19 protein-coding genes are annotated in these 18,525 nt (G+C 43.9%); 8 read left to right on the forward strand and 11 right to left on the reverse strand.

What is annotated here, in order from left to right:
- Positions 1-309: 309 nt before the first annotated feature.
- Positions 310-975 carry a DUF4956 domain-containing protein gene (locus E2491_RS06290; RefSeq protein WP_244093899.1) on the reverse strand — a complete coding sequence of 222 codons (666 nt, stop codon included), beginning with the start codon at positions 973-975 and terminating at the stop codon, positions 310-312.
- Positions 972-1,739: a polyphosphate polymerase domain-containing protein gene (locus E2491_RS06295; RefSeq protein ID WP_134374058.1), complete on the reverse strand. Its 768-nt coding sequence runs from the start codon at positions 1,737-1,739 to the stop codon at positions 972-974. Before E2491_RS06295 ends, E2491_RS06290 begins: the two co-directional genes overlap by 4 nt.
- 203 nt (positions 1,740-1,942) lie before the next feature.
- Between E2491_RS06295 and E2491_RS06300 the strand changes: the two genes are divergently transcribed.
- Positions 1,943-2,410 carry a glutathione peroxidase gene (locus tag E2491_RS06300; RefSeq protein WP_134374060.1) on the forward strand — a complete coding sequence of 156 codons (468 nt, stop codon included), beginning with the start codon at positions 1,943-1,945 and terminating at the stop codon, positions 2,408-2,410.
- A 283-nt stretch (positions 2,411-2,693) separates the two neighbouring features.
- Here E2491_RS06300 and E2491_RS06305 read toward each other — a convergent pair whose 3' ends face one another.
- The 4 genes from E2491_RS06305 to E2491_RS06320 form a co-directional block, all read right to left on the reverse strand.
- Positions 2,694-3,482, reverse strand: coding sequence for a glycerophosphodiester phosphodiesterase (locus E2491_RS06305; protein ID WP_166805804.1), 789 nt, complete (start codon positions 3,480-3,482; stop codon positions 2,694-2,696).
- Between the two features lie 366 nt (positions 3,483-3,848).
- Positions 3,849-4,841: a zinc-binding dehydrogenase gene (locus tag E2491_RS06310; RefSeq protein ID WP_134374064.1), complete on the reverse strand. Its 993-nt coding sequence runs from the start codon at positions 4,839-4,841 to the stop codon at positions 3,849-3,851.
- 32 nt (positions 4,842-4,873) lie between these two features.
- Complete coding sequence (locus tag E2491_RS06315) at positions 4,874-5,320, reverse strand: ATP-binding protein (RefSeq protein ID WP_134374066.1); 447 nt, start codon at positions 5,318-5,320, stop codon at positions 4,874-4,876.
- A 19-nt stretch (positions 5,321-5,339) separates the two neighbouring features.
- Positions 5,340-5,633 carry a hypothetical protein gene (locus E2491_RS06320; protein ID WP_134374068.1) on the reverse strand — a complete coding sequence of 98 codons (294 nt, stop codon included), beginning with the start codon at positions 5,631-5,633 and terminating at the stop codon, positions 5,340-5,342.
- A 128-nt stretch (positions 5,634-5,761) separates the two neighbouring features.
- On the opposite strand from E2491_RS06320, the gene E2491_RS06325 reads away from it, so the two are divergent.
- Positions 5,762-6,553 carry a TIGR00266 family protein gene (locus E2491_RS06325; RefSeq protein WP_134374070.1) on the forward strand — a complete coding sequence of 264 codons (792 nt, stop codon included), beginning with the start codon at positions 5,762-5,764 and terminating at the stop codon, positions 6,551-6,553.
- Between the two features lie 66 nt (positions 6,554-6,619).
- Here the strand turns inward: E2491_RS06325 and E2491_RS06330 are convergent, their stop codons facing one another.
- Positions 6,620-7,045 (reverse strand): hypothetical protein, encoded by a 426-nt coding sequence (locus E2491_RS06330; RefSeq protein WP_134374072.1) that lies wholly within the window; start codon positions 7,043-7,045, stop codon positions 6,620-6,622.
- Between the two features lie 108 nt (positions 7,046-7,153).
- Between E2491_RS06330 and E2491_RS06335 the strand changes: the two genes are divergently transcribed.
- Complete coding sequence (locus tag E2491_RS06335) at positions 7,154-7,870, forward strand: 3-ketoacyl-ACP reductase (RefSeq protein ID WP_244093900.1); 717 nt, start codon at positions 7,154-7,156, stop codon at positions 7,868-7,870.
- Between the two features lie 48 nt (positions 7,871-7,918).
- On the opposite strand, the gene E2491_RS06340 is transcribed toward E2491_RS06335, so the two are convergent.
- From E2491_RS06340 to rlmN, 4 genes are all read right to left on the reverse strand, one after another.
- Positions 7,919-8,524 (reverse strand): SAM-dependent methyltransferase, encoded by a 606-nt coding sequence (locus E2491_RS06340; RefSeq protein ID WP_134374076.1) that lies wholly within the window; start codon positions 8,522-8,524, stop codon positions 7,919-7,921.
- 36 nt (positions 8,525-8,560) lie between these two features.
- Positions 8,561-9,073: a hypothetical protein gene (locus E2491_RS06345; protein WP_134374078.1), complete on the reverse strand. Its 513-nt coding sequence runs from the start codon at positions 9,071-9,073 to the stop codon at positions 8,561-8,563.
- A gap of 1 nt (position 9,074) precedes the next feature.
- Positions 9,075-10,571 (reverse strand): sensor domain-containing diguanylate cyclase, encoded by a 1,497-nt coding sequence (locus tag E2491_RS06350; RefSeq protein ID WP_134374080.1) that lies wholly within the window; start codon positions 10,569-10,571, stop codon positions 9,075-9,077.
- Between the two features lie 107 nt (positions 10,572-10,678).
- The gene (rlmN, locus tag E2491_RS06355; RefSeq protein ID WP_134374369.1) at positions 10,679-11,743 is read right to left on the reverse strand and encodes a dual-specificity RNA methyltransferase RlmN; all 1,065 of its coding nucleotides are present in this window, start codon (positions 11,741-11,743) and stop codon (positions 10,679-10,681) included.
- A gap of 273 nt (positions 11,744-12,016) precedes the next feature.
- Between rlmN and E2491_RS06360 the strand changes: the two genes are divergently transcribed.
- The 5 genes from E2491_RS06360 to E2491_RS06380 all read left to right on the forward strand — a co-directional run bounded on the left by E2491_RS06360 (position 12,017) and on the right by E2491_RS06380 (position 18,471).
- Positions 12,017-13,126, forward strand: coding sequence for a glycerate kinase (locus E2491_RS06360; RefSeq protein WP_166805805.1), 1,110 nt, complete (start codon positions 12,017-12,019; stop codon positions 13,124-13,126).
- 13 nt (positions 13,127-13,139) lie between these two features.
- The gene (locus E2491_RS06365; RefSeq protein WP_134374084.1) at positions 13,140-14,495 is read left to right on the forward strand and encodes a GntP family permease; all 1,356 of its coding nucleotides are present in this window, start codon (positions 13,140-13,142) and stop codon (positions 14,493-14,495) included.
- Between the two features lie 18 nt (positions 14,496-14,513).
- Positions 14,514-15,566 (forward strand): CdaR family transcriptional regulator, encoded by a 1,053-nt coding sequence (locus tag E2491_RS06370; protein WP_134374086.1) that lies wholly within the window; start codon positions 14,514-14,516, stop codon positions 15,564-15,566.
- Positions 15,567-15,623: 57 nt separating this feature from the next.
- Positions 15,624-16,580, forward strand: a complete 957-nt coding sequence (locus E2491_RS06375) for an LLM class flavin-dependent oxidoreductase (RefSeq protein ID WP_134374088.1) — start codon at positions 15,624-15,626, stop codon at positions 16,578-16,580.
- A 457-nt stretch (positions 16,581-17,037) separates the two neighbouring features.
- Positions 17,038-18,471, forward strand: a complete 1,434-nt coding sequence (locus E2491_RS06380) for a trypsin-like peptidase domain-containing protein (protein WP_134374090.1) — start codon at positions 17,038-17,040, stop codon at positions 18,469-18,471.
- Positions 18,472-18,525: the final 54 nt, after the last annotated feature.

Consider the following 18,525-nt stretch of genomic DNA (forward strand, 5'->3'; position numbering starts at 1 on the left):
AGAGGGTCATACGCCCGTACATACTTTCATTTTCGAACTAGTATATCATGAAAATTGCATTCACATAAAATTCTGATAACAAATTTTCTTGCATCTTTATTTATTTTTATGAATGAAAACGCTATCATTTAAGGCTTTTTATCTTCCATGACGGCGTTAGATTCATTGATTTTATAAGGTTTTTATTAAATAGGATAAGAAATTCAGAAAAAAGTAGAATTTTTTATAAAAAATCATTTTTCAGAACAAAAAACAGCTCCCCTCCACAAAGACTTCTGCCTTAATGTGGAAAGGAACTGGTTGATCCTGTTATTCTGCAGCCTGCAGATAGGACAGTGAAACTTTCAAATTGGCATTTTTTTCTCTCAGCTGATCAAGCAATTCCTGATCCTTCGTTTCCTCTTTACTGCGAATGGAAAAAGTATACTGAATCATCGTTCCAAGATTCGTTGTCTCAATCTGCCTCAGCTCATAACGGTGTGTATATTTTGCAAGAATGTCATTGAACATCTCTTCATGATTCAGATTTTCAGGAACGGTTACTTTGAGAATCTGCGTATCCTTCCCTTTACCGTAATCAAATTTATATAAAAGATAGAAAATAATACTCGCAAATACCGTCAGCATAAGGGCTAGTCCGATCTGGTATAGGCCGCACGTCATCCCGACGCAGAGCCCAAAAAAGATGTACGCAATATCCTTCGCGTTTGTCACAGCACTTCTGAAACGGATTAAAGAAAATACCGCAAACAGTCCAAACGCAACACCTGCATTCCCACTTACCACATTCATCACAACAGAAACGACCACACTCATCATGATGATCGTATGCACAAACGCCTGTGAATAACGCTCTCCTGTGAACGTAATCTGATAGCTTAACGCTGCAGCTGATGCCATTGCACCAAATGTCATCCAGAAGGAAGCATTGTCTGCCGGTCCAAACGTAAATAGCTGATTAATCTGATCCATCATGATGAAACCCCTCCAATTTGTGTCGTTTCTCTCGTCCAATACCCCGGAATCCGGTCTCCTTTTAACAGTTCAAGGCTCGTACAGAATTTCGAGGCGCTCCGCTGTTCACACTCAAGCTCCTGTAATAGTCTCGTCAGCCAAAGAGGCACACTGTGCGTGACCTTCACTTCGAGCACGACGAGGTCAGAATCGATAAAATGAGCGCCGTGAGGTCCATGCTCAATTCGCAAATCATCATTCCTGCATCGAAGATTCAAATCAAATGTCACTCGGAGATCCGCATCCCACGTACAGTGAAAAGCATGCCGGTCGTAACTTACAACCATTTCCGGACGCAGCCGGTACAGCTTCTTAAAATGGTCAATCTCTTTAAACACCTGCCAGTTCGACGTTTGAACATCGCTCAATGACTGGAGACTTCTTCTCTCCAGATACCGGTAAGCATCTTTAAGCGGCAGCACCATCCTCCGTTTATTCACAACATTATTGTGCTTTTGCTTCACTTCAAAAAACGATGTTCCATCAATATCCGTATCATCGTAAATACGCAGACGCAGCTTCTGTCTGAAACGGAGTTTATTTTTTGTCTCAAAATATATCCGCTGCTCAGGCGTATCAAAATAAAGACTTGTCACCGTATAACGCCCATCAATCCCATTTTTGTCTGCCCGCATATATGGCGACATTTTTTCCACTAAAGATAAGTATTGCTGCTTCGTAATTAAGTATTTTTGCTCGCGCCTGCTGAAGATCTCAATGGCCATACTCTTCTCCTCCTTCTCTCCGGAACCCCTTCCGAAATCGATCTGATCGCTTTTAACGATTAATCACATCATAATTGACTAATCTGAAAGCCTCCTGAGAGAATTATTAGAAAAGGATGAGAAATCCTTTATCCAATCAAAGCACGTAAAAAGCGATCTGCGCTGAAACATGGTACGATAAAAAGAAAACGGAGGGACTACATATGAATACGGTATATGATTTCGCAGTACGAAAAACAAACGGAGACCTGATTTCCCTGGACGCCTACAAGGGAAAACCACTGCTGATTGTCAACACAGCCAGCAAATGCGGATATACACCACAATTTAAAGGGCTCCAGGAGTTGCACCAAAAATATTCCGCTGAAGGATTAACTGTGCTCGGTTTCCCATGCAGCCAATTTGCCAACCAGGAATTCGAGGATATTCAGGAAACAACTGAATTCTGCGAAGTAAATTACGGGGTAACCTTTCCGCTTATGGCAAAAGTGGATGTGAACGGAGATCATGCTGAACCACTGTTTAACTTTCTGAAGGATGAAAACGGCGGGGAAATCAAATGGAATTTCACCAAATTCCTGATCAACCGTGATGGACACGTTGAAGCGCGATATGAACCTGCGATTGAGCCGGCTGAGATCGGCGGAGATATTGAGAAAGTACTTGTGTAAATGAAACCAGCTGAGAGCAGGGCTCTCAGCTGGTTTTGTTTTGGGGTGGAGATTGGGTTTTTATTTTTTTATTTTGAATTAACGCGGACAAGCCAGTCTGCGTACCATACACGCGGGTAGGGGGGATAGCCGGCTACTAAGTTGCTGCGCGAGATAGTCCAAATGTCACTGAACTCACGAACTTTCGCGCAAGCTCACAAACTCTTAAGCTAAACTCACAAATCCATCCCACAACCTCACGAATTCCACATCTAACCTCACAAACTCTCAGCCTAACCTCACGTTACTCCTCCGCCACCTGAATCTCAGGCTCAACCGGCCATCTTGAAAAGTCCGTAATAATGCCATCTACGCCATACAAAACTGCTTTTTGAATCAGTCTCTTATCTTTTTTCGACCATACAAGCACTTTTCCGTCACGTTCATGTACTTCATTTACCGTGCGGCGCGTGACAAATGAAATATTGAAATTAATATAATCAGCAAATGACGTCAGTTCATCCAGCTTACCAGGTGATACCGGGACAAATGAGGCTTTCATGAGAACGGCAATCTGTAAATCCGGGTCCAGTTCATGGATGCGTTTCATTGTGTCAATATCAAAGGATTGTACGATGATACTTTCTGTAGAGGGATATTGGGAGAGGAGTTCCACAACCTTCTCTTCTATGCCTGGATAAAGCGCGGGGTGTTTAATCTCAATCACCAGACCGATTTGTCCATAAAAGGCTTCCAATAGTTCATCCAGCGTCATGACGGGCTCTCCAAAAAAGTCAGGGTGAAAATGTGAGCCTGCTTCGAGCTCTTTAATCTGTTCCAACGTCAGATCTCTGATTAAACCGCTGCCGTTGGTCGTTCGGTCAACGGATTCATCATGCATGATGATCAATTCACCGTCCTTAGACATGTGAACATCCGCTTCCAGAAAATCTGCTCCAAACTCCAGGCCTTTTTGGAAAGCAGCCATTGTATTTTCAGGTGCATAACTGGCCGCTCCTCTATGAGCTACTGCTACCATTCCTTCCAGGTCGATATCAGCAGCCGGTTGATACACATATCCTGCCGTAAACATTAAACACAGACTCAGAAGCCCCGCTAATAAAAATCGCCTTCGTTTCCAGTGAGGTTTCATCTGCCATCACCATCCACCTCTCCTATATTCAGAATTTTCTTTCTATATACTATTCTATCATACTTCAGGATGGTGCGGGGGGTATATTGTTTTTTAAATAAGTAAAAATTTCAGTGCTTAATAGGCAGGGCTATTCTCACAACTTTGAGAAAGGGCGTAACTATCTTACGAAACGGTCTCAAAATTATCCGAAAGAATGTACGTATTTTGCGAAACGATCCCAAAATCCTGCGAAACAGCCACAAAATCTTACGAACCATTCCTACCACATAAAAAAGAATCCGGCTCCCAGGCCGGATTCTCATATTATTCAATCGTAAATGCGATTTTTCCAAGTTGCTCCGCTTTATCAATCCGCTCAAATGCGGCCTTGAAATCATTTAGCGGATACACTTGATCCATAACCGGCTTGATGCCATGCTCCTCAATAAACGCAATCATCTGGTCCAGTTCTTCTGCGCTTCCCATGGTGGAGCCTAGCAGATTTTGCTGACCGTAGAACAGCTCGCGCAGGTTGATGGTGACTTCATCACCTGCTGATGCGCCAAACGTTACGATGGTCCCGCCTTTTTTAAGCTGTTTCAGTGACTTATTGAAGGTTGCAGCTCCTACGCATTCAATGACCAGGTCCATCTTCAGACCATCAAGCTCCCCGTCCCAGTCAGATCCGCTGTCGAGTGCATGGTCTGCTCCAAGCTCAAGTGCTTTTTGTCGCTTTTCCTCAGAACGTGACGTGACATACACGGTTGCTCCGGCAGCTTTAGCGAATTGCAGAAGGAAAGTTGCGACACCGCTTCCGATTCCGGGAATCAGTACATTCATTCCCTCCTTCAGTTGACCTCTTGTAAACAGGGCGCGATAGGCGGTGAGACCGGCCAATGCCAGAACACCTGCTTCCTCCCATGATAAATGGGCAGGTTTTTTCACTGCATTTTCAGCCGGGACGACGATGGATTCTGCAAAAGTTCCGTGGAACGGCAAACCAACAATTTCAAAGCCCTCCGGAGGTGCAGCACTGTTATCTTTCCAGCCAAGACCCGGATTAATGATGACTTCATCCCCTGTCTGCACATCCGTTACGCCTTCTCCGACCTCTTCAATAACGCCCGCTCCATCGGATCCGACTACAAGTGGCGGGTCGGATGGGCTATGGCGATGCAGGACAAATAAGTCGCGGTGATTCAGTCCTGCTGTTTTAAGCTTCACGCGCACCTCTCCTGCTTTTAGTGGTGGCGCATCAAGCTCACCGTATGTAAGTCCTTCCATTCCTGCTTTTCCTTCGTGATAGACAGCTTTCATGCTCATTCCCCTTTCATCTGTTTTAAAAAAGCTTACAGGTCTTCTGCTTCAACCGTCAAACATTCCTTCCCGCGCCGGATGACTGACTTACCATTTGAGAACCGGTAAGGGCCTCCTTTTCCATCAACGGTCATCACGAGCAGCTGACCTGTCCCATGATTCAGTTCAATTAAATCAAACTCAGGTTCAAGCGGTGGGACCGTTTCTTCTCTGACACGGGTGGCGAAGCTTTCCACGTCCAGGTTTTCAGGTACGCCTAATATGGTTTTACCATGCCCCCTGACACGATCTGCTATACCAAACACAACGCTACCTCCGCCTCCGTTTGCCATACAGATCGCATACTCCACCATCTTTCGGATATTGTCTTCAGTCTTCTGTCCCCATTGCTTAAAGTCCAGATCCTGACCTTCAAAATCATCCGCTATATGTGTATCAAGCCGTCCAATCATCTGCATAATCTGGTGAATTGATTTCATTCTGACCACCCTCAACCGATTAGAGATAAAAAATAATGAAACATACAATTAAGTTGATTCCGGATGCAACCACAATAGGATTCATAAAGTGCCCTACCTTTTCAAGCTTTGGAGAATAGTGTCCCCAACTTGTCTTCATTACTTCTGCTTCTGCCATCAGAGATGTGCCACCTGATGCAAAGACGAATAGTGACAACGCGAACATCACAATTCCCGTAAAAGCCCACTCCATAAAAGTGTAATTCACAAGTAAAGCAGAAATCGCAAAAACTACAGCAAATGAAATCATCAGAACGGTGATATACCTCTTCAATGAATCCCCCCTATTCGAGCTTAGTTTAAAGCTGAGTTCCTCTTTTATTCAGTGTAGCAGAAAATTCTGTCAGTTTCTTCTGCCAAATAAGGTATCATAGTAAAAAAGGGTAAAGGAGTGAAAGTGGGATGAATAATCATGAGATTGATTACAAGCTGTATGGGGATGATATGCAATTTGTTGAGGTGGAGCTTGATCCGAATGAAACCGTCATTGCTGAAGCCGGGAGCTTAATGATGATGGACGATGGGATTACGATGGAAACGATTTTTGGTGATGGATCCAATTCCGGCGGTGGCGGCCTGATGGGCAAACTGATTGGAGCCGGCAAACGCGTACTGACCGGAGAAAGCCTATTTATGACTGCTTTTACAAACGAAGGAATGGGGAAAAAGCACGTCAGCTTTGCTTCTCCTTACCCGGGGAAAATTGTGCCGATGGATTTAAGTGAAATCAACGGCAAGCTGATTTGTCAAAAGGATGCCTTCTTGGCAGCAGCAAAGGGCGTTTCAGTTGGTGTTGAATTTCAGAGAAGAATTGGCACCGGCTTTTTTGGAGGCGAGGGCTTCATTATGCAAAAACTCGAAGGAGACGGAATGACCTTTATTCATGCAGGCGGAACCATCCACAAAAAAGTGCTGGCTCCGGGAGAACGCGTTCGTCTGGATACCGGATGCCTTGTTGCCATGACGGGAGATGTGGATTATAACATTGAGATGGTTAAAGGTGTTAAGACTGCATTGTTTGGAGGGGAAGGTCTATTTCTTGCCACACTTCAGGGACCGGGAACCGTATGGGTACAATCCCTGCCATTCAGCCGCCTGGCAAGCCGCGTATTCTCTGCAATGCCACATAATGGTGGTTCAAAGGGTGAAGGCAGTGCTGCGGGAGGACTGTTTGATATCCTCGGCGGGAAGTAATCGCAAAGCCTGAGTATACTATACTGCGAATGAAACATAAAAAAAACCGGGGCTGGTCGGCTCCGGTTATTCTCCGTAAATCTCTTTATACATCAACACTTTTAAGGCCTTTAGTTCTTCTTCAGAAAGATTCTCCTCAAGCTTTTGAATCACTTCCTGCTCGGACAGGTTTCCCGATTGAGCATTCTCCTGAATGCTGCGCATCTCAGAAATACCTACCTTCTGGATCAGCACTCTCGTCGCCTCAGCACGGGTCGTGAAAGCAAGCTCATCATTTTGTGCCGCTTTAGCTTCTTCAACATACGTTGATAAAACCGGATCCGCTTCGATGTACTCACGCACCTGACTCATTTCACCTGAGACTTTCATGTCTGCTGTAACGGACTCTACGACCTGATCGGCCGCCATTTCTGTTCCGAAGTAATAGATTGCATAGCCGCCTGCGCCTAAAAAGACCGTCAGCAGCAATAAACCGGTTAAAAACTTTTTCATCTTTTCACCTCACACAGTCATTATACAAAATCAGGATATCAAATGCGATGTTTTCGATTGTCCGTCAGCGTGAATACATACGGTAGACAGAAAGAAAGGATGATGTTTGTGCAGTCTTTACAAGGTAAAAAGGTTCTGATCACCGGTGGCAGCAGAGGAATTGGAAAGGCAACAGCACTCGCACTTGCTAAGGAAGGGGCAGAGCTCGGCATTATTTCACGCTCAGAAAGCAGCCTTGAAGCCATCAGAAAAGAGCTTAATGAAATTGGCGCGGCTGTGGTAACAGCTGCAGCGGATGTCAGCCAGGAGCAGGATATCACACGGGCTGTCAAAGAAGTGGAAGATAAGCTTGGTCAGATTGACGTGTTAATTAATAATGCCGGGGTCGGAGCTTACGGGAACTTCCTGGACTTATCAAATGAAGATTGGAATAAAGTGCTTCAGACAAATGTAATGGGAATCGTGTACACAACAAAAGCTCTTTTACCCGGCATGATTGATAGAAACAAAGGGGATATTATCAATATTTCTTCTATGTCAGGTCTCAAAGGTACAAAGGGATCAAGTGCTTACAGCGCTTCTAAATTTGCCGTAAATGGACTAACAGAATCACTTATGCAGGAAGTCCGGCCTCACAACATCCGTGTATTTGCAATCAATCCAAGCCTAGTCGAAACAGACCTGACGAGAGGCGCAGACGGAGAACGGAACCCGGAAAAGTACACGCAGGCAGAGGATCTTGCGGAGTATATCACAAGTCTGCTAAAGCTTGAACAGCGCACGTTCATTAAAACATCACAGGTTTGGGCAACGAATCCGTTTTAATCGGGGCAAATTTAAAGGCGAAGGGATCTGATAAAGAGTCCTTCGCCTTTAATCACTTATTGGGTGATAGTCGTAAATCATAAACCGTTCGTGCTCATTTTGCTCTGAAAGAATGGGTATTTTGAGTTCCCTCATAAGCTGAAATGGCGTCTGATCATCAAGGAAATCCAGGTATTCCATCGTTGGGTAGTACAAAATGATGCTCACTTTTCGCGGTGACTGACTGACAGATGCCATAATCCGGCTCACAACCGAAGAAAAAAGCTGGACTGAGAAAGGGTTAAAGAAATAAAACATGGACTGATCCTTTCTCACTTCATAATCTTCTGCCAATCCGCGTTCAAACTGAATGCTTCCTTTACGTTTTCCGAATTTCCGGAGATAAGAAGCCTGATTCTCAAGCGCCATCTGATAAAGTCTGGGGTTAAGTTCAATACCCATCACATTGACACCGAATCGATGGTGAAGGTAAAACGAAACCCTTCCTTTCCCGCAGCCGTAATCAACGATGCCTGCTACATCCTGCAGATCTACTTCTTCTGCAAGCGTCTCAAGTGCTTCATAAGGTGTTGCTTCATAACGATTGTGGTGCGGTGAGGAACTGACAAGCTCCAGAAGATCACCCGTTTTGATTCTTAGTTTGTAGTCGTTCATGCTGTGGGCCTCCTCTGCATCCTGCATCTCACCTTATTATAAATCGTAAACATGTTCCGCAGCAGATTCAAATTGCAGTCTTCTGAACACTTCGCGCTGAATCTCTTTTTTTGTTGACGGATGACTGGCAATGTAAGAGCTGATGATTAAATACCGGTCTGCATCAAGCAGCCCTCCCCCCTCCAGACGGTCAAGTGACGGCAGCCTGAATCCCTTAATCGGTAAATAAGCAAGAACATAAGGCGCAAACTCTTCATGTTCCACCATCACTTTCACCCCTTTAAAGCGGGGGAAAAAGAGAGAATGATAATCAAGCTTCAGTTTTACATGATCCATTCGGGCTTCCTTAAGCTGAGGCAGGTGACTCGGAAGGGCTGTAAAAAAAACCATTTGCTCATAAGAGTACGTCAAACTCGGTAAATCCAGCCCTAATTTCTTTGCCTCTCTGCCTGCTTTTACTTTTAAAGAATATAAATAAAGCGGCCGGGTAGTAAAAAGAAAAAAGAAAACAAATAAGATAATTTGAACTAACAAGGAAAAGGAATTCATCTCAAGCCTCCTGCCATACTGCTACACAGTTTTTACCTGAATTTTTCGCCTGATATAGTGCCTGATCTGCAAGTTCCACGATCTCCATCGGGTCAACTGTTCCATCTGAACGGGCCACGCCAATGCTGACAGTCAGACATCCCCCAGGCTGATTTTCTCCGCAAGGAAAATTCTCTTTTTCTACATTGCTTCTCAAGCGTTCAGCTGCTGCTATTGCCTTTTGTTCATTCGCTGTCGGCAGAATTATGACAAATTCCTCTCCACCGAAACGGAAAGCAAGATCATTGGAACGAATGGTTGACCGGATCAGGTCTGCCAGTTGAACGAGCACATCATTCCCCAGCATATGGCCATTTGTATCGTTGTAATGTTTAAAGTGGTCTATATCCAATAGAACAATTGAACATGGGCGATGGGCGAAATCCACGTCAAGTGCCTGCTGAAACGCACGCTGGTTCAGGAGATTCGTCAAACCGTCCTTCAGAGCCATCTGTTCAATATTTTCATACCTTGATGCCTGTTGCAGAGCAATTGCGGCCTGCGTAGCCAGAGGTGTAATGATATCTATGTCATTCATGCTTAGCGGCTTTTTGTTAACAAGATTATCTACTAAAACAAGACCCGATTTCACTCGCTGATTTATGAGTGGAATCGCAGCAAATTCTTCCACGTTCAGCTCTGCACTTAAAAGCGCCATAACCGGATCGTTAAAATTAATATTATGTATGAGTTCTGGTTGTCCTGATTTGATCACCCTTGATAGCACGTTATCCTGATCCAGTGGCAGATCCAGCGTTTGAACATAATCATTCAGCTGGCGGTCTGATGCCTTATCTTCCATTGTCTGTTCAATTAAGTCGGTGAATTCAAAGCGCTTTTCCGTCATATCCTGCCAAATATCGTATCCTTCTTCTGCTGTAATCGGACCGGTCCCCATGATACCTTTGAGCCTTTTTCCATCTTCACTTAACAGAAAGATCATGGCACGGTTATAGCCGAGACCATGTCCTGCAGTCATAGACGTAATGATCGTCTCAAGCAGGCGTTTGACTTCGAAGGTCTGCTGCATAGCCTGACTGACTTCTTTTGTGACATTTAACTGCTTTGAATTAACAGTCAGCATGTCGAGCCACTGATCACGCTGCAGCCTCAGCTTCCTGACATACAATCTGATTGAATAAATGCCTAAGCCAAATAAAAGATAACTTGAGTATAAAACAGGGTTAAAATCATTTGTTATTGTCCACAGGACCATTGAACATAAAACAACACTCATCCACGCACCCGTTAAATGAAAACTGACTACAGAGGCTGCAATGATTAGCATCATTAACCATGAAGTGGACGGCTCATTCATCAGAACCCGATCCATAACAGCAATCCACACCGTTGATAAAATAAACAACCACCTGTTCATGTACCCGCTTACATAAAAACGAACAACGTTTAATACCACTGCTGTAAGTACCACCGAGACTGATAATAGCAACAACTCCACTTCCACACCCCCATATAGGTATAATGTCACAATATTATTATACAGCACTTTAGAATCACTTTACAAACAAAAAGAAAAAACTGGAGAGAAAACTCCAGTTTTTGTCTTTACACAGCTGATTTCTTGATTTGTTTGCTTCGCAGCTGACCGCAGGCTGCATCAATATCTGTACCGTGTTCTTGACGCACAACACAGTTGATACCGCCTTTTTTCAGCGTATCGTAAAACTTCATAATATCATCCTGCGTACTGCGCTCATACTGGATGTGCTCATCAACCGGGTTGTAAGGAATCAGGTTGACGTAGGCAAGATGACGCTTGTTGTACAGCATTTTTGCAAGCTGCTGCGCTTCTTCTACGTGATCATTCACATCTTTTAGAAGGATATACTCAAACGTAATACGACGGTTGGTTTTCTCCAAGTAATAGTCAATTGCCTTCATAAGCGGTTCAATCGGATACGCACGGTTGATCTTCATAATGCGTGTACGAAGCTCATCATTTGGCGCATGAAGAGAAAGCGCAAGATTCACCTGAAGATCTTCATCGGCAAAGTCGTAAATACGATTTGCAAGACCACTCGTTGAAACCGTAATGTGACGCGCTCCGATACCGAGACCTTTTGCTGAGTTAACAACACGAAGGAAGCTCATCAGGTTATCATAGTTATCGAACGGTTCTCCGATTCCCATCACAACGATATGACTGACGCGGTCTCCCTCGCCTTTTTCATCCATATACTTCTGAACGCGCATGATCTGCTCAACGATTTCTCCGCTGTCAAGGTCACGGCTCTTCTTCAGCAAACCACTTGCACAGAACGTACAGCCGATGTTACACCCAACCTGTGTCGTTACACAGACAGACTGACCGTATTTCTGGCGCATAAGGACCGTCTCAATCAGGTTACCGTCCTGCAGCTTAAACAGAAACTTAACGGTTCCGTCTTTAGAGTCCTGACGAATCTGCAGATCCAGTGTTTCGATTACAAAGTTTTCTGCGAGAATGTCGCGGCACTCCTTATTAATGTTCTTCATATCATCAAAGCTTGTGACTCTCTTTCGATAAAGCCAGTCCCAAATCTGTTCTGCACGAAACTTCTTTTGACCATGTTCCAAAAGCCAGGCAACAAGTTGCTCCAACGTTAATCCATAAATGGAAGTTTTCATGATTACCCTCATTTCAAAAATGACATTCATCCTTCATTGTACGAGAGGTTGGAGGGTAAATGCAAGGGAAGAATCCCTTTTGGATAATAAATTTCTTAATTTGTCAAGTGAAATCCCGCCACGCCAGACTAAATAATCATTAATTGGATCATCTTTCCTTTCCACATATACAATTTGTTCAATTAAACACTCTTATTTTCTGAAAATTTGACCATTTTGATTATTCATCTCTTTTGTTTAAGACTTTAAAATAGCCTTTATGAAGGAGGGATATCGTTGAAGATTGTCATTGCACCGGATTCGTTCAAAGGAAGTTTGACGGCCATTGAAGCAGCAAGAGCGGTACAAGAAGGTTTTTCAACCATATTTGAAAGCGCTTCCTTTTCTCTATTCCCCATGTCGGATGGTGGAGAGGGAACACTTTCTTCTTTTAAATATGTGCTGGATCGTCCATTAACTACAATCCGCGTGAAAAATGCATACGGCTATCAAAAGGAGGCTGCCCTCCTAATTAATGGTGAGGATGCCTTCATCGAATCTGCGTCCGCAGTCGGCATCACTGATTTTACGGCAGATCAATTAAATCCGCTTTATTCAACAAGCTATGGCGTTGGAGAATTAATCAAAGCTGCGCTGGATGCAGGCTGCTCCAGGATCACAATCGGGCTTGGAGGCAGCGCAGTAAATGACGGAGGCGCAGGTATGCTCGAAGCCTTAGGCGCAACCTTTAAAGTAGATGGACAGTTTCACGGACCCGTTCGTCTGAAGGATCTTCCATTGCTCCAGGCTGTTGATTTAGCAACGCTTGACCACCGGATCGCAAGTACGGAAATCGTGATTGCGTCAGATGTTAATAATCCTCTAACGGGAAGTCAAGGTGCAACCGCTGTGTTTGGGCCTCAAAAGGGTGTCCCTTCTGAAGATATTCATGTGATTGATACATGGATGCATCACTTTGCCTCCCTCGTTTCCGAATCTTATATTCACATTTCAGGAAGCGGGGCAGCAGGCGGACTCGGGTTTGCGCTTCTGTCGATCGGCGCAAAATTCGAACAGGGCGCAAAAGTAATTGGCCGGGCCCTGAACCTGCCTGAAGCCATTAGACACGCTGACCTGGTGATCACTGGAGAAGGAAAAAGTGATAATCAGACCCTTTATGGAAAAGTCCCTCATTATGTGGCAGAGCTTGCAGCAGCTGAAAAGAAGCCAGTCATTCTTATTTCCGGTGGGATCGACCCGGACGCTGAAAAACTGACTGAATGTTTTACTGCGAGTTTTTCGATCACGCACTCTCCATGCACGCTCGATTATGCAATAGAGCACGCACATGATTTAACCGTTAAACGCTCAAGAGAAATTGCCAAACTGATTAATATGAGATTGTAAGGAGGAGCTATTTATGCTGGAAGGTCCATTATTAATTGCTGTACTCATTTTATCCGTTCTGTTTATTATTTTTGCCACAGCAAAGCTTAAGCTTCATCCATTTTTAGCCCTAATGTTCGCTTCATTTATTGCAGGGTTCTTATCTCTTATGCCATTTGAATTGATTGTTGAATCAATCAACGGAGGATTTGGCAGCCTGATGGGCGGGATCGGGATTGTCATCGTTGCAGGAACCATCATTGGGACTGTTCTTGAAAAATCCGGTGCCGCATTGAAAATGGCTGAGGTTATTATACGCAGAATTGGGGAAAAACGGCCTCAGCTTGCTATGTCACTCGTTGGCGCCATTGTCAGTATCCCTGTTTTCTGTGATTCAGGATATGTCATTTTATCCAGCCTGAAAAAAGCTATGGCACGCCGGGCTAATGTAGCGCTCGCATCCATGGCTGTTGCACTATCAACAGGGCTATTTGCTACTCATACTCTTGTTCCCCCGACACCTGGGCCGATCGCAGCAGCAGGGAACCTTGGGGCTGAAGGGTTCTTAGGCACCATTATTTTATTTGGGGTCATCGTTTCGATTCCAACGATTGCGGTAGGCTATCTCTGGGCAACGCGTGTAGCGGTCAATATTAAAATTGAGGGTGAGGAGCATAACCTTTCCTATGATGATGTCTTAAAGGAATTCGGTGATCTTCCCCCTGCCTGGAAGGCATTCGCTCCTCTGCTTGTACCAATTATCTTAATTGCTATCTCTTCTGTTCTGAGCATTTTGCAGTATGAAGGCTTTGGCAGCTCATTTGCGGCATTCCTTGGTTCACCAATGGTTGCATTATTTGTAGGTGTTTTATTCAGCTTTTTACTTATGCCAAAGTTTGATGAAACAACGCTAAATGACTGGATTGGAGAAGGCTTAAAAACAGCGGCACCAATCCTGCTGATTACAGCAGCAGGCGGTGCGTTCGGACGTGTTTTAACGAATACACCACTGTCTGACTTTATTGAAGGATTCGTAACAGACAGTGCTTTTAACGGTGCATTTGTCTTAATCCTGCCTTTCCTGATTGCTGCTGCGTTAAAAACAGCACAAGGATCATCGACAGCTGCTCTTGTCGTTACTTCAGCTCTCATTGCACCGCTTCTCCCTTCCCTGGGAATCGAAACACCTGTACAGCTTGCTCTGACGGTTATGGCGATAGGTGCCGGAGCGATGACGGTTTCTCATGTGAATGACAGTTATTTCTGGGTTGTGGCCCAGTTTAGCGGAATGAAAGTTACCGACGCTTACAAAGCACAAACCATGGCTACGCTGCTGCAGGGTTTGACAGCGTTTACAATGACGTTTATCCTTTACTTGATATTCGGATAAGTAAAGGATGCGGTGGGAATGCTTTACACGAAAGAAATCGCTCAAAAAATTGTTTCAGATACAATGAAGGTTATTCCCTACAATATTAATATTTTCGATCACAATGGCCGCGTTCTTGCCAGCGGTGATCCAAAGCGCCTTGATCAGTTGCATCAAGGCGCTCTTCTCGTGCTTCATGAAAATAAAACAATTGAAATTACTGATCAAACCATGCCGGGGACTCTTAAAGGAATTAATATGCCCCTTGTTGTAAACGGCGAGTGTATTGGCGTGATTGGTATCACCGGGGAAGTGGCGGAGGTTCGCCCATTTGCCTCCATGGTTAAGTCTCACATAGAGCTGCTTATTCAACAGCAGGCCCTGCAGACTGAGCTTGAGAGACAAAAACGGATTCTTGATTACTTTTTTATTGATCTCTTTAGCGGCAGAATGACGGAAAGTGAAGCTGCTGATAAAGCCAGACTCTTGTCTATTCCAGTAGATCAGGAGACTTTTCTAATCGTTTTCAGGTGCTCTCAGGCAAGTGAATTTCCCAAAGTGCGTCAGGCTCTTGATCATTCTCCCTTTTGCCTGTTAACTGCGCAAATCCGTTCAGAAGAGGGTATTGCGCTGCTTACCCGCACTGAGCCTTTTATTGCAATGGCTAAAGATATGAGCTGTCCATTCTCCACAACACTGGAGAAGGCTTCCCTTCATGATTATCGTACCCATTATTCCATTGCAAGAAAGCTTCTGGATCACAGAGTCGATGCAGCGAACCTGTTCTGCACCCCGAAGGATCTGACACTGCAAACACTGTTACGCCAGGCTGAGCCTGATATGCTTCAGTTATTCACCAAGAATACGGCGAAAACATTAAGGGACTACCCTGATCTGATTGAGACATTTATGGCGTATATTCATCATGACTTTATCATTTCAAAGACCGCACATACCCTTAAGATTCAGCGGGCAACCGTGATGGCACGCCTGCAGAAGATTGATTCCATGACAGGACTCAACTCAAAAAATGCACTCGACTGTTTCAGACTGTACAGTGCCCTGATACTTCTGAATGAGCACAATGACTGAATTGGATAGCACATCATGCCATAATAAAAGGAGCAAAACATCAGGAGGCAGATGTGTATGAAGCTTGGAATACTGGATCAGGTTCCGATGCCGAAAGGATCCGATCCATCACAGGTGCTAAAGCAAACAGTTGAGCTCGCCCAGTTTGCTGAAAAGCTTGGTTACGAGAGATACTGGTTAGCTGAACATCATAATACAAACGGTTTACTGAGTGCCGCTCCTGAGATTTTAATGACCAGGATCGCATCAGCAACTGACCATATTAGAGTGGGTTCAGGCGGTATTCTGCTCCCTCAGTACAGCCCGCTTAAAGTAGCTGAAACCTTTAAAACAATGGAGTCATTATTTCCCGGCCGTGTGGACCTTGGCGTAGGCCGTTCTCCAGGCGGAACAGAGCGGACGAGAGCAGCCTTAACTGATGGACGGGAAAGCATGATGAGTGAGTTTCCTAGACATTTGGATGAGCTGAATGGCTTTATGAGAAATGAGCTTCCGAAAAATCACCCTTATCGAATGGTGAAGGTAACCCCCCGCGGTGGTGAGTCCCCTCCCATCTGGCTGCTCGGCCTTTCACCACGAAGTGGACGGTTGGCTGCAGAACGCGGAATCGGCTTAACATTCGGCCATTTCATTAACCCCGACAAATGGGAATCCACTCTCCGCACATATCGGGAAAACTTTAAATCAGGTGTATTATCGGAACCCGCTGTGACAGTGTGCGTATTTGTCGTATGTGCAGAGACACAGGAAGAAGCTGAGAGACTGGCGCTGAGTCAGGATCGATGGCTGTTAAGTATTGAAAAAGGCGACTCACAGGTTTATGATCCCGATTCAATTAAACTTCCTTCTGATCAACTGGCTCAAATCAGGCATAACCGGCGCCGGACACTCATTGGGACACCGGAGAAAATCAGAGATGATCTGGTGGAGCTGAGCCGGAGGTATGAAGCGGATGATTTCCTATTGATTACGAACATTTTTCACATGAAGCGAAAAAGCGTTCATACGAGCTGATTGCTGAGGCATTTCGGTGAGGAAACAGGGCACTTGGTGTCCTGTTTTTTGTTTTGGGGGTTGCTGCCTTTAAGATTTTAATAGTAAACAAATTGTGGTTGGAGCCTTTGGGAATGTGAACGACTAAACTGTAAATCCGGCTTATCTTTCTAATTCCATCATTGCCGTGACTATTTCAATCGTTTGAGCAATTTATCCCCTCTTTTCAAAGTTCATTACCTTCTTTCTGAAAATTAATTCCTTCACTAGGTCACCGCCAACTGATATTCCCTTCAATTGACCCTTTCAATTCCTTCACTGCCTCTCAGGATTCCTTCACTATTTTCATTTATTCCCTCATTACTCCTTCATCTCAACACCACTTTTATTAAATGTAAAATTTTTAAATTTAATTGTATCTTTAGGATCATTTAATAGTATAATATAACTATTACTTATTAAAAGGGGAGGCATACGTATGTTTTGTTCGAATTGTGGAGGTGAAAAGACCTCCAGATCCAAGTTTTGTCCTCATTGTGGAAAACCCGGCACATCAAAAACAAATCCAGTATTAATGATATTAACTATTCTAATGGTACTGGTTGCTTCTTCTGCGCTGTATTTTGCCGGTTCCAAGTGGCTGACATTTCAGGATGATCGCCCTTCAGTAAATACAGAAATACAGGTTGAAAAAGCATCAAAGCCGATTATAGATAAGACGGATGAACCCGTAACTGCGAATTCTATTAAGGAAACCATCAATCCCGGCCATGGTAATACTGAACGGGAAGTCGCTGACATAATTGAAGATGCCCAGAAAAAGGTATACACCATTTATAGCAACAACAGTCAGGGATCCGGATTCCTCATTAATGAATATGGCGATGTATTGACAAACGCTCACGTTGTAGAGGGAAGTACATACGCTTTGATTAAAAGTCATGATGGATACGAATCCGAAGGTTACGTAATCGGTTATAGTAATGAAATTGATTTAGCAGTAATCAGAGTACCTGAGTTGGCAGGATTAACTCCATTTGCTCTTGAAATAGAAAAAAAATCAGAGCTGGGCGATGAGGTTATTGCTTTGGGAAGTCCTCACGGATATGAGAATACTGCAACACTCGGAAATATCAGTGGCGTTGACCGGACATTTACCATATCACCTCATGTCTATGAAAATATATATCAAATTTCTGCACCCATCGCGCCAGGCAGCAGCGGCGGCCCTTTGCTTGATCAGCAATCAGAAAAAGTAATTGGTGTGAATTCAGCAAGGCATGGCGAAGAAGCGACGATAGGGTTTAGCATCCCGATGTTTAAAGTGATGGACCTCATTAATGGCTGGGTTGCAAATCCAATGTCTGAAGAGGCTATTAACAGTTTATTTTATAACAGTGAAGGTTATTATTTTTACGAAGATTTATATAGTAATGACTTTTATTTTGACGGCGGTTATTACAGCGAAGACGAAGAGTACTTTTACTATGATGCTTATACTGACACTTATTATTATTACGATCCTTATTCAGGTGATTTCTATTATTACGATGAGGCCTCCGGTGAGTTTTATTATTATGAGTATGATGATAACAGCTATTGGGACGAGTACTATTATGAAAATGAGTATGACTATGAAGAAGACTATTACTACGAGGATGAAGAATACTACGAAGAAGACTATTATTATGAAGATGATGAGTATTATGAAGAAGATTACTACTACGAAGATGAGGAATACTACGAAGAAGACTACTATTATGAAGATGATGAGTATTATGAAGAAAATTACTACTACGAGGATGAGGAATACTACGAAGAGGAATATGATTATGAGGGGGCCGATATAAATACGGAAGACGAACTCCTTGAGGAAAATTTACCTGAGGATGAGCTGGATGAAGCCATCTAATCTAAGCTTTTTTTCAAAATAAAAACCACGCCAAAGCATCTGCTTCAGCGTGGT

Origin of the sequence: Jeotgalibacillus sp. R-1-5s-1 (genome assembly GCF_004405105.1) — a bacterium.
Classification (GTDB): domain Bacteria; phylum Bacillota; class Bacilli; order Bacillales; family Jeotgalibacillaceae; genus Jeotgalibacillus.

Bases quoted from the DNA above. Each gene is read 5' to 3' on its own strand.
- E2491_RS06290 (WP_244093899.1), bottom strand. From the start codon at position 975: ATGATGGATCAGATTAATCAGCTATTTACGTTTGGACCGGCAGACAAT.
- E2491_RS06295 (WP_134374058.1), bottom strand. From the start codon at position 1,739: ATGGCCATTGAGATCTTCAGCAGGCGCGAGCAAAAATACTTAATTACG.
- E2491_RS06300 (WP_134374060.1), top strand. From the start codon at position 1,943: ATGAATACGGTATATGATTTCGCAGTACGAAAAACAAACGGAGACCTG.
- E2491_RS06305 (WP_166805804.1), bottom strand. From the start codon at position 3,482: ATGTTTACGGCAGGATATGTGTATCAACCGGCTGCTGATATCGACCTG.
- E2491_RS06310 (WP_134374064.1), bottom strand. From the start codon at position 4,841: ATGAAAGCTGTCTATCACGAAGGAAAAGCAGGAATGGAAGGACTTACA.
- E2491_RS06315 (WP_134374066.1), bottom strand. From the start codon at position 5,320: ATGAAATCAATTCACCAGATTATGCAGATGATTGGACGGCTTGATACA.
- E2491_RS06325 (WP_134374070.1), top strand. From the start codon at position 5,762: ATGAATAATCATGAGATTGATTACAAGCTGTATGGGGATGATATGCAA.
- E2491_RS06330 (WP_134374072.1), bottom strand. From the start codon at position 7,045: ATGAAAAAGTTTTTAACCGGTTTATTGCTGCTGACGGTCTTTTTAGGC.
- E2491_RS06340 (WP_134374076.1), bottom strand. From the start codon at position 8,524: ATGAACGACTACAAACTAAGAATCAAAACGGGTGATCTTCTGGAGCTT.
- E2491_RS06345 (WP_134374078.1), bottom strand. From the start codon at position 9,073: ATGAATTCCTTTTCCTTGTTAGTTCAAATTATCTTATTTGTTTTCTTT.
- E2491_RS06365 (WP_134374084.1), top strand. From the start codon at position 13,140: ATGCTGGAAGGTCCATTATTAATTGCTGTACTCATTTTATCCGTTCTG.
- E2491_RS06370 (WP_134374086.1), top strand. From the start codon at position 14,514: ATGCTTTACACGAAAGAAATCGCTCAAAAAATTGTTTCAGATACAATG.
- E2491_RS06375 (WP_134374088.1), top strand. From the start codon at position 15,624: ATGAAGCTTGGAATACTGGATCAGGTTCCGATGCCGAAAGGATCCGAT.
- E2491_RS06380 (WP_134374090.1), top strand. From the start codon at position 17,038: ATGTTTTGTTCGAATTGTGGAGGTGAAAAGACCTCCAGATCCAAGTTT.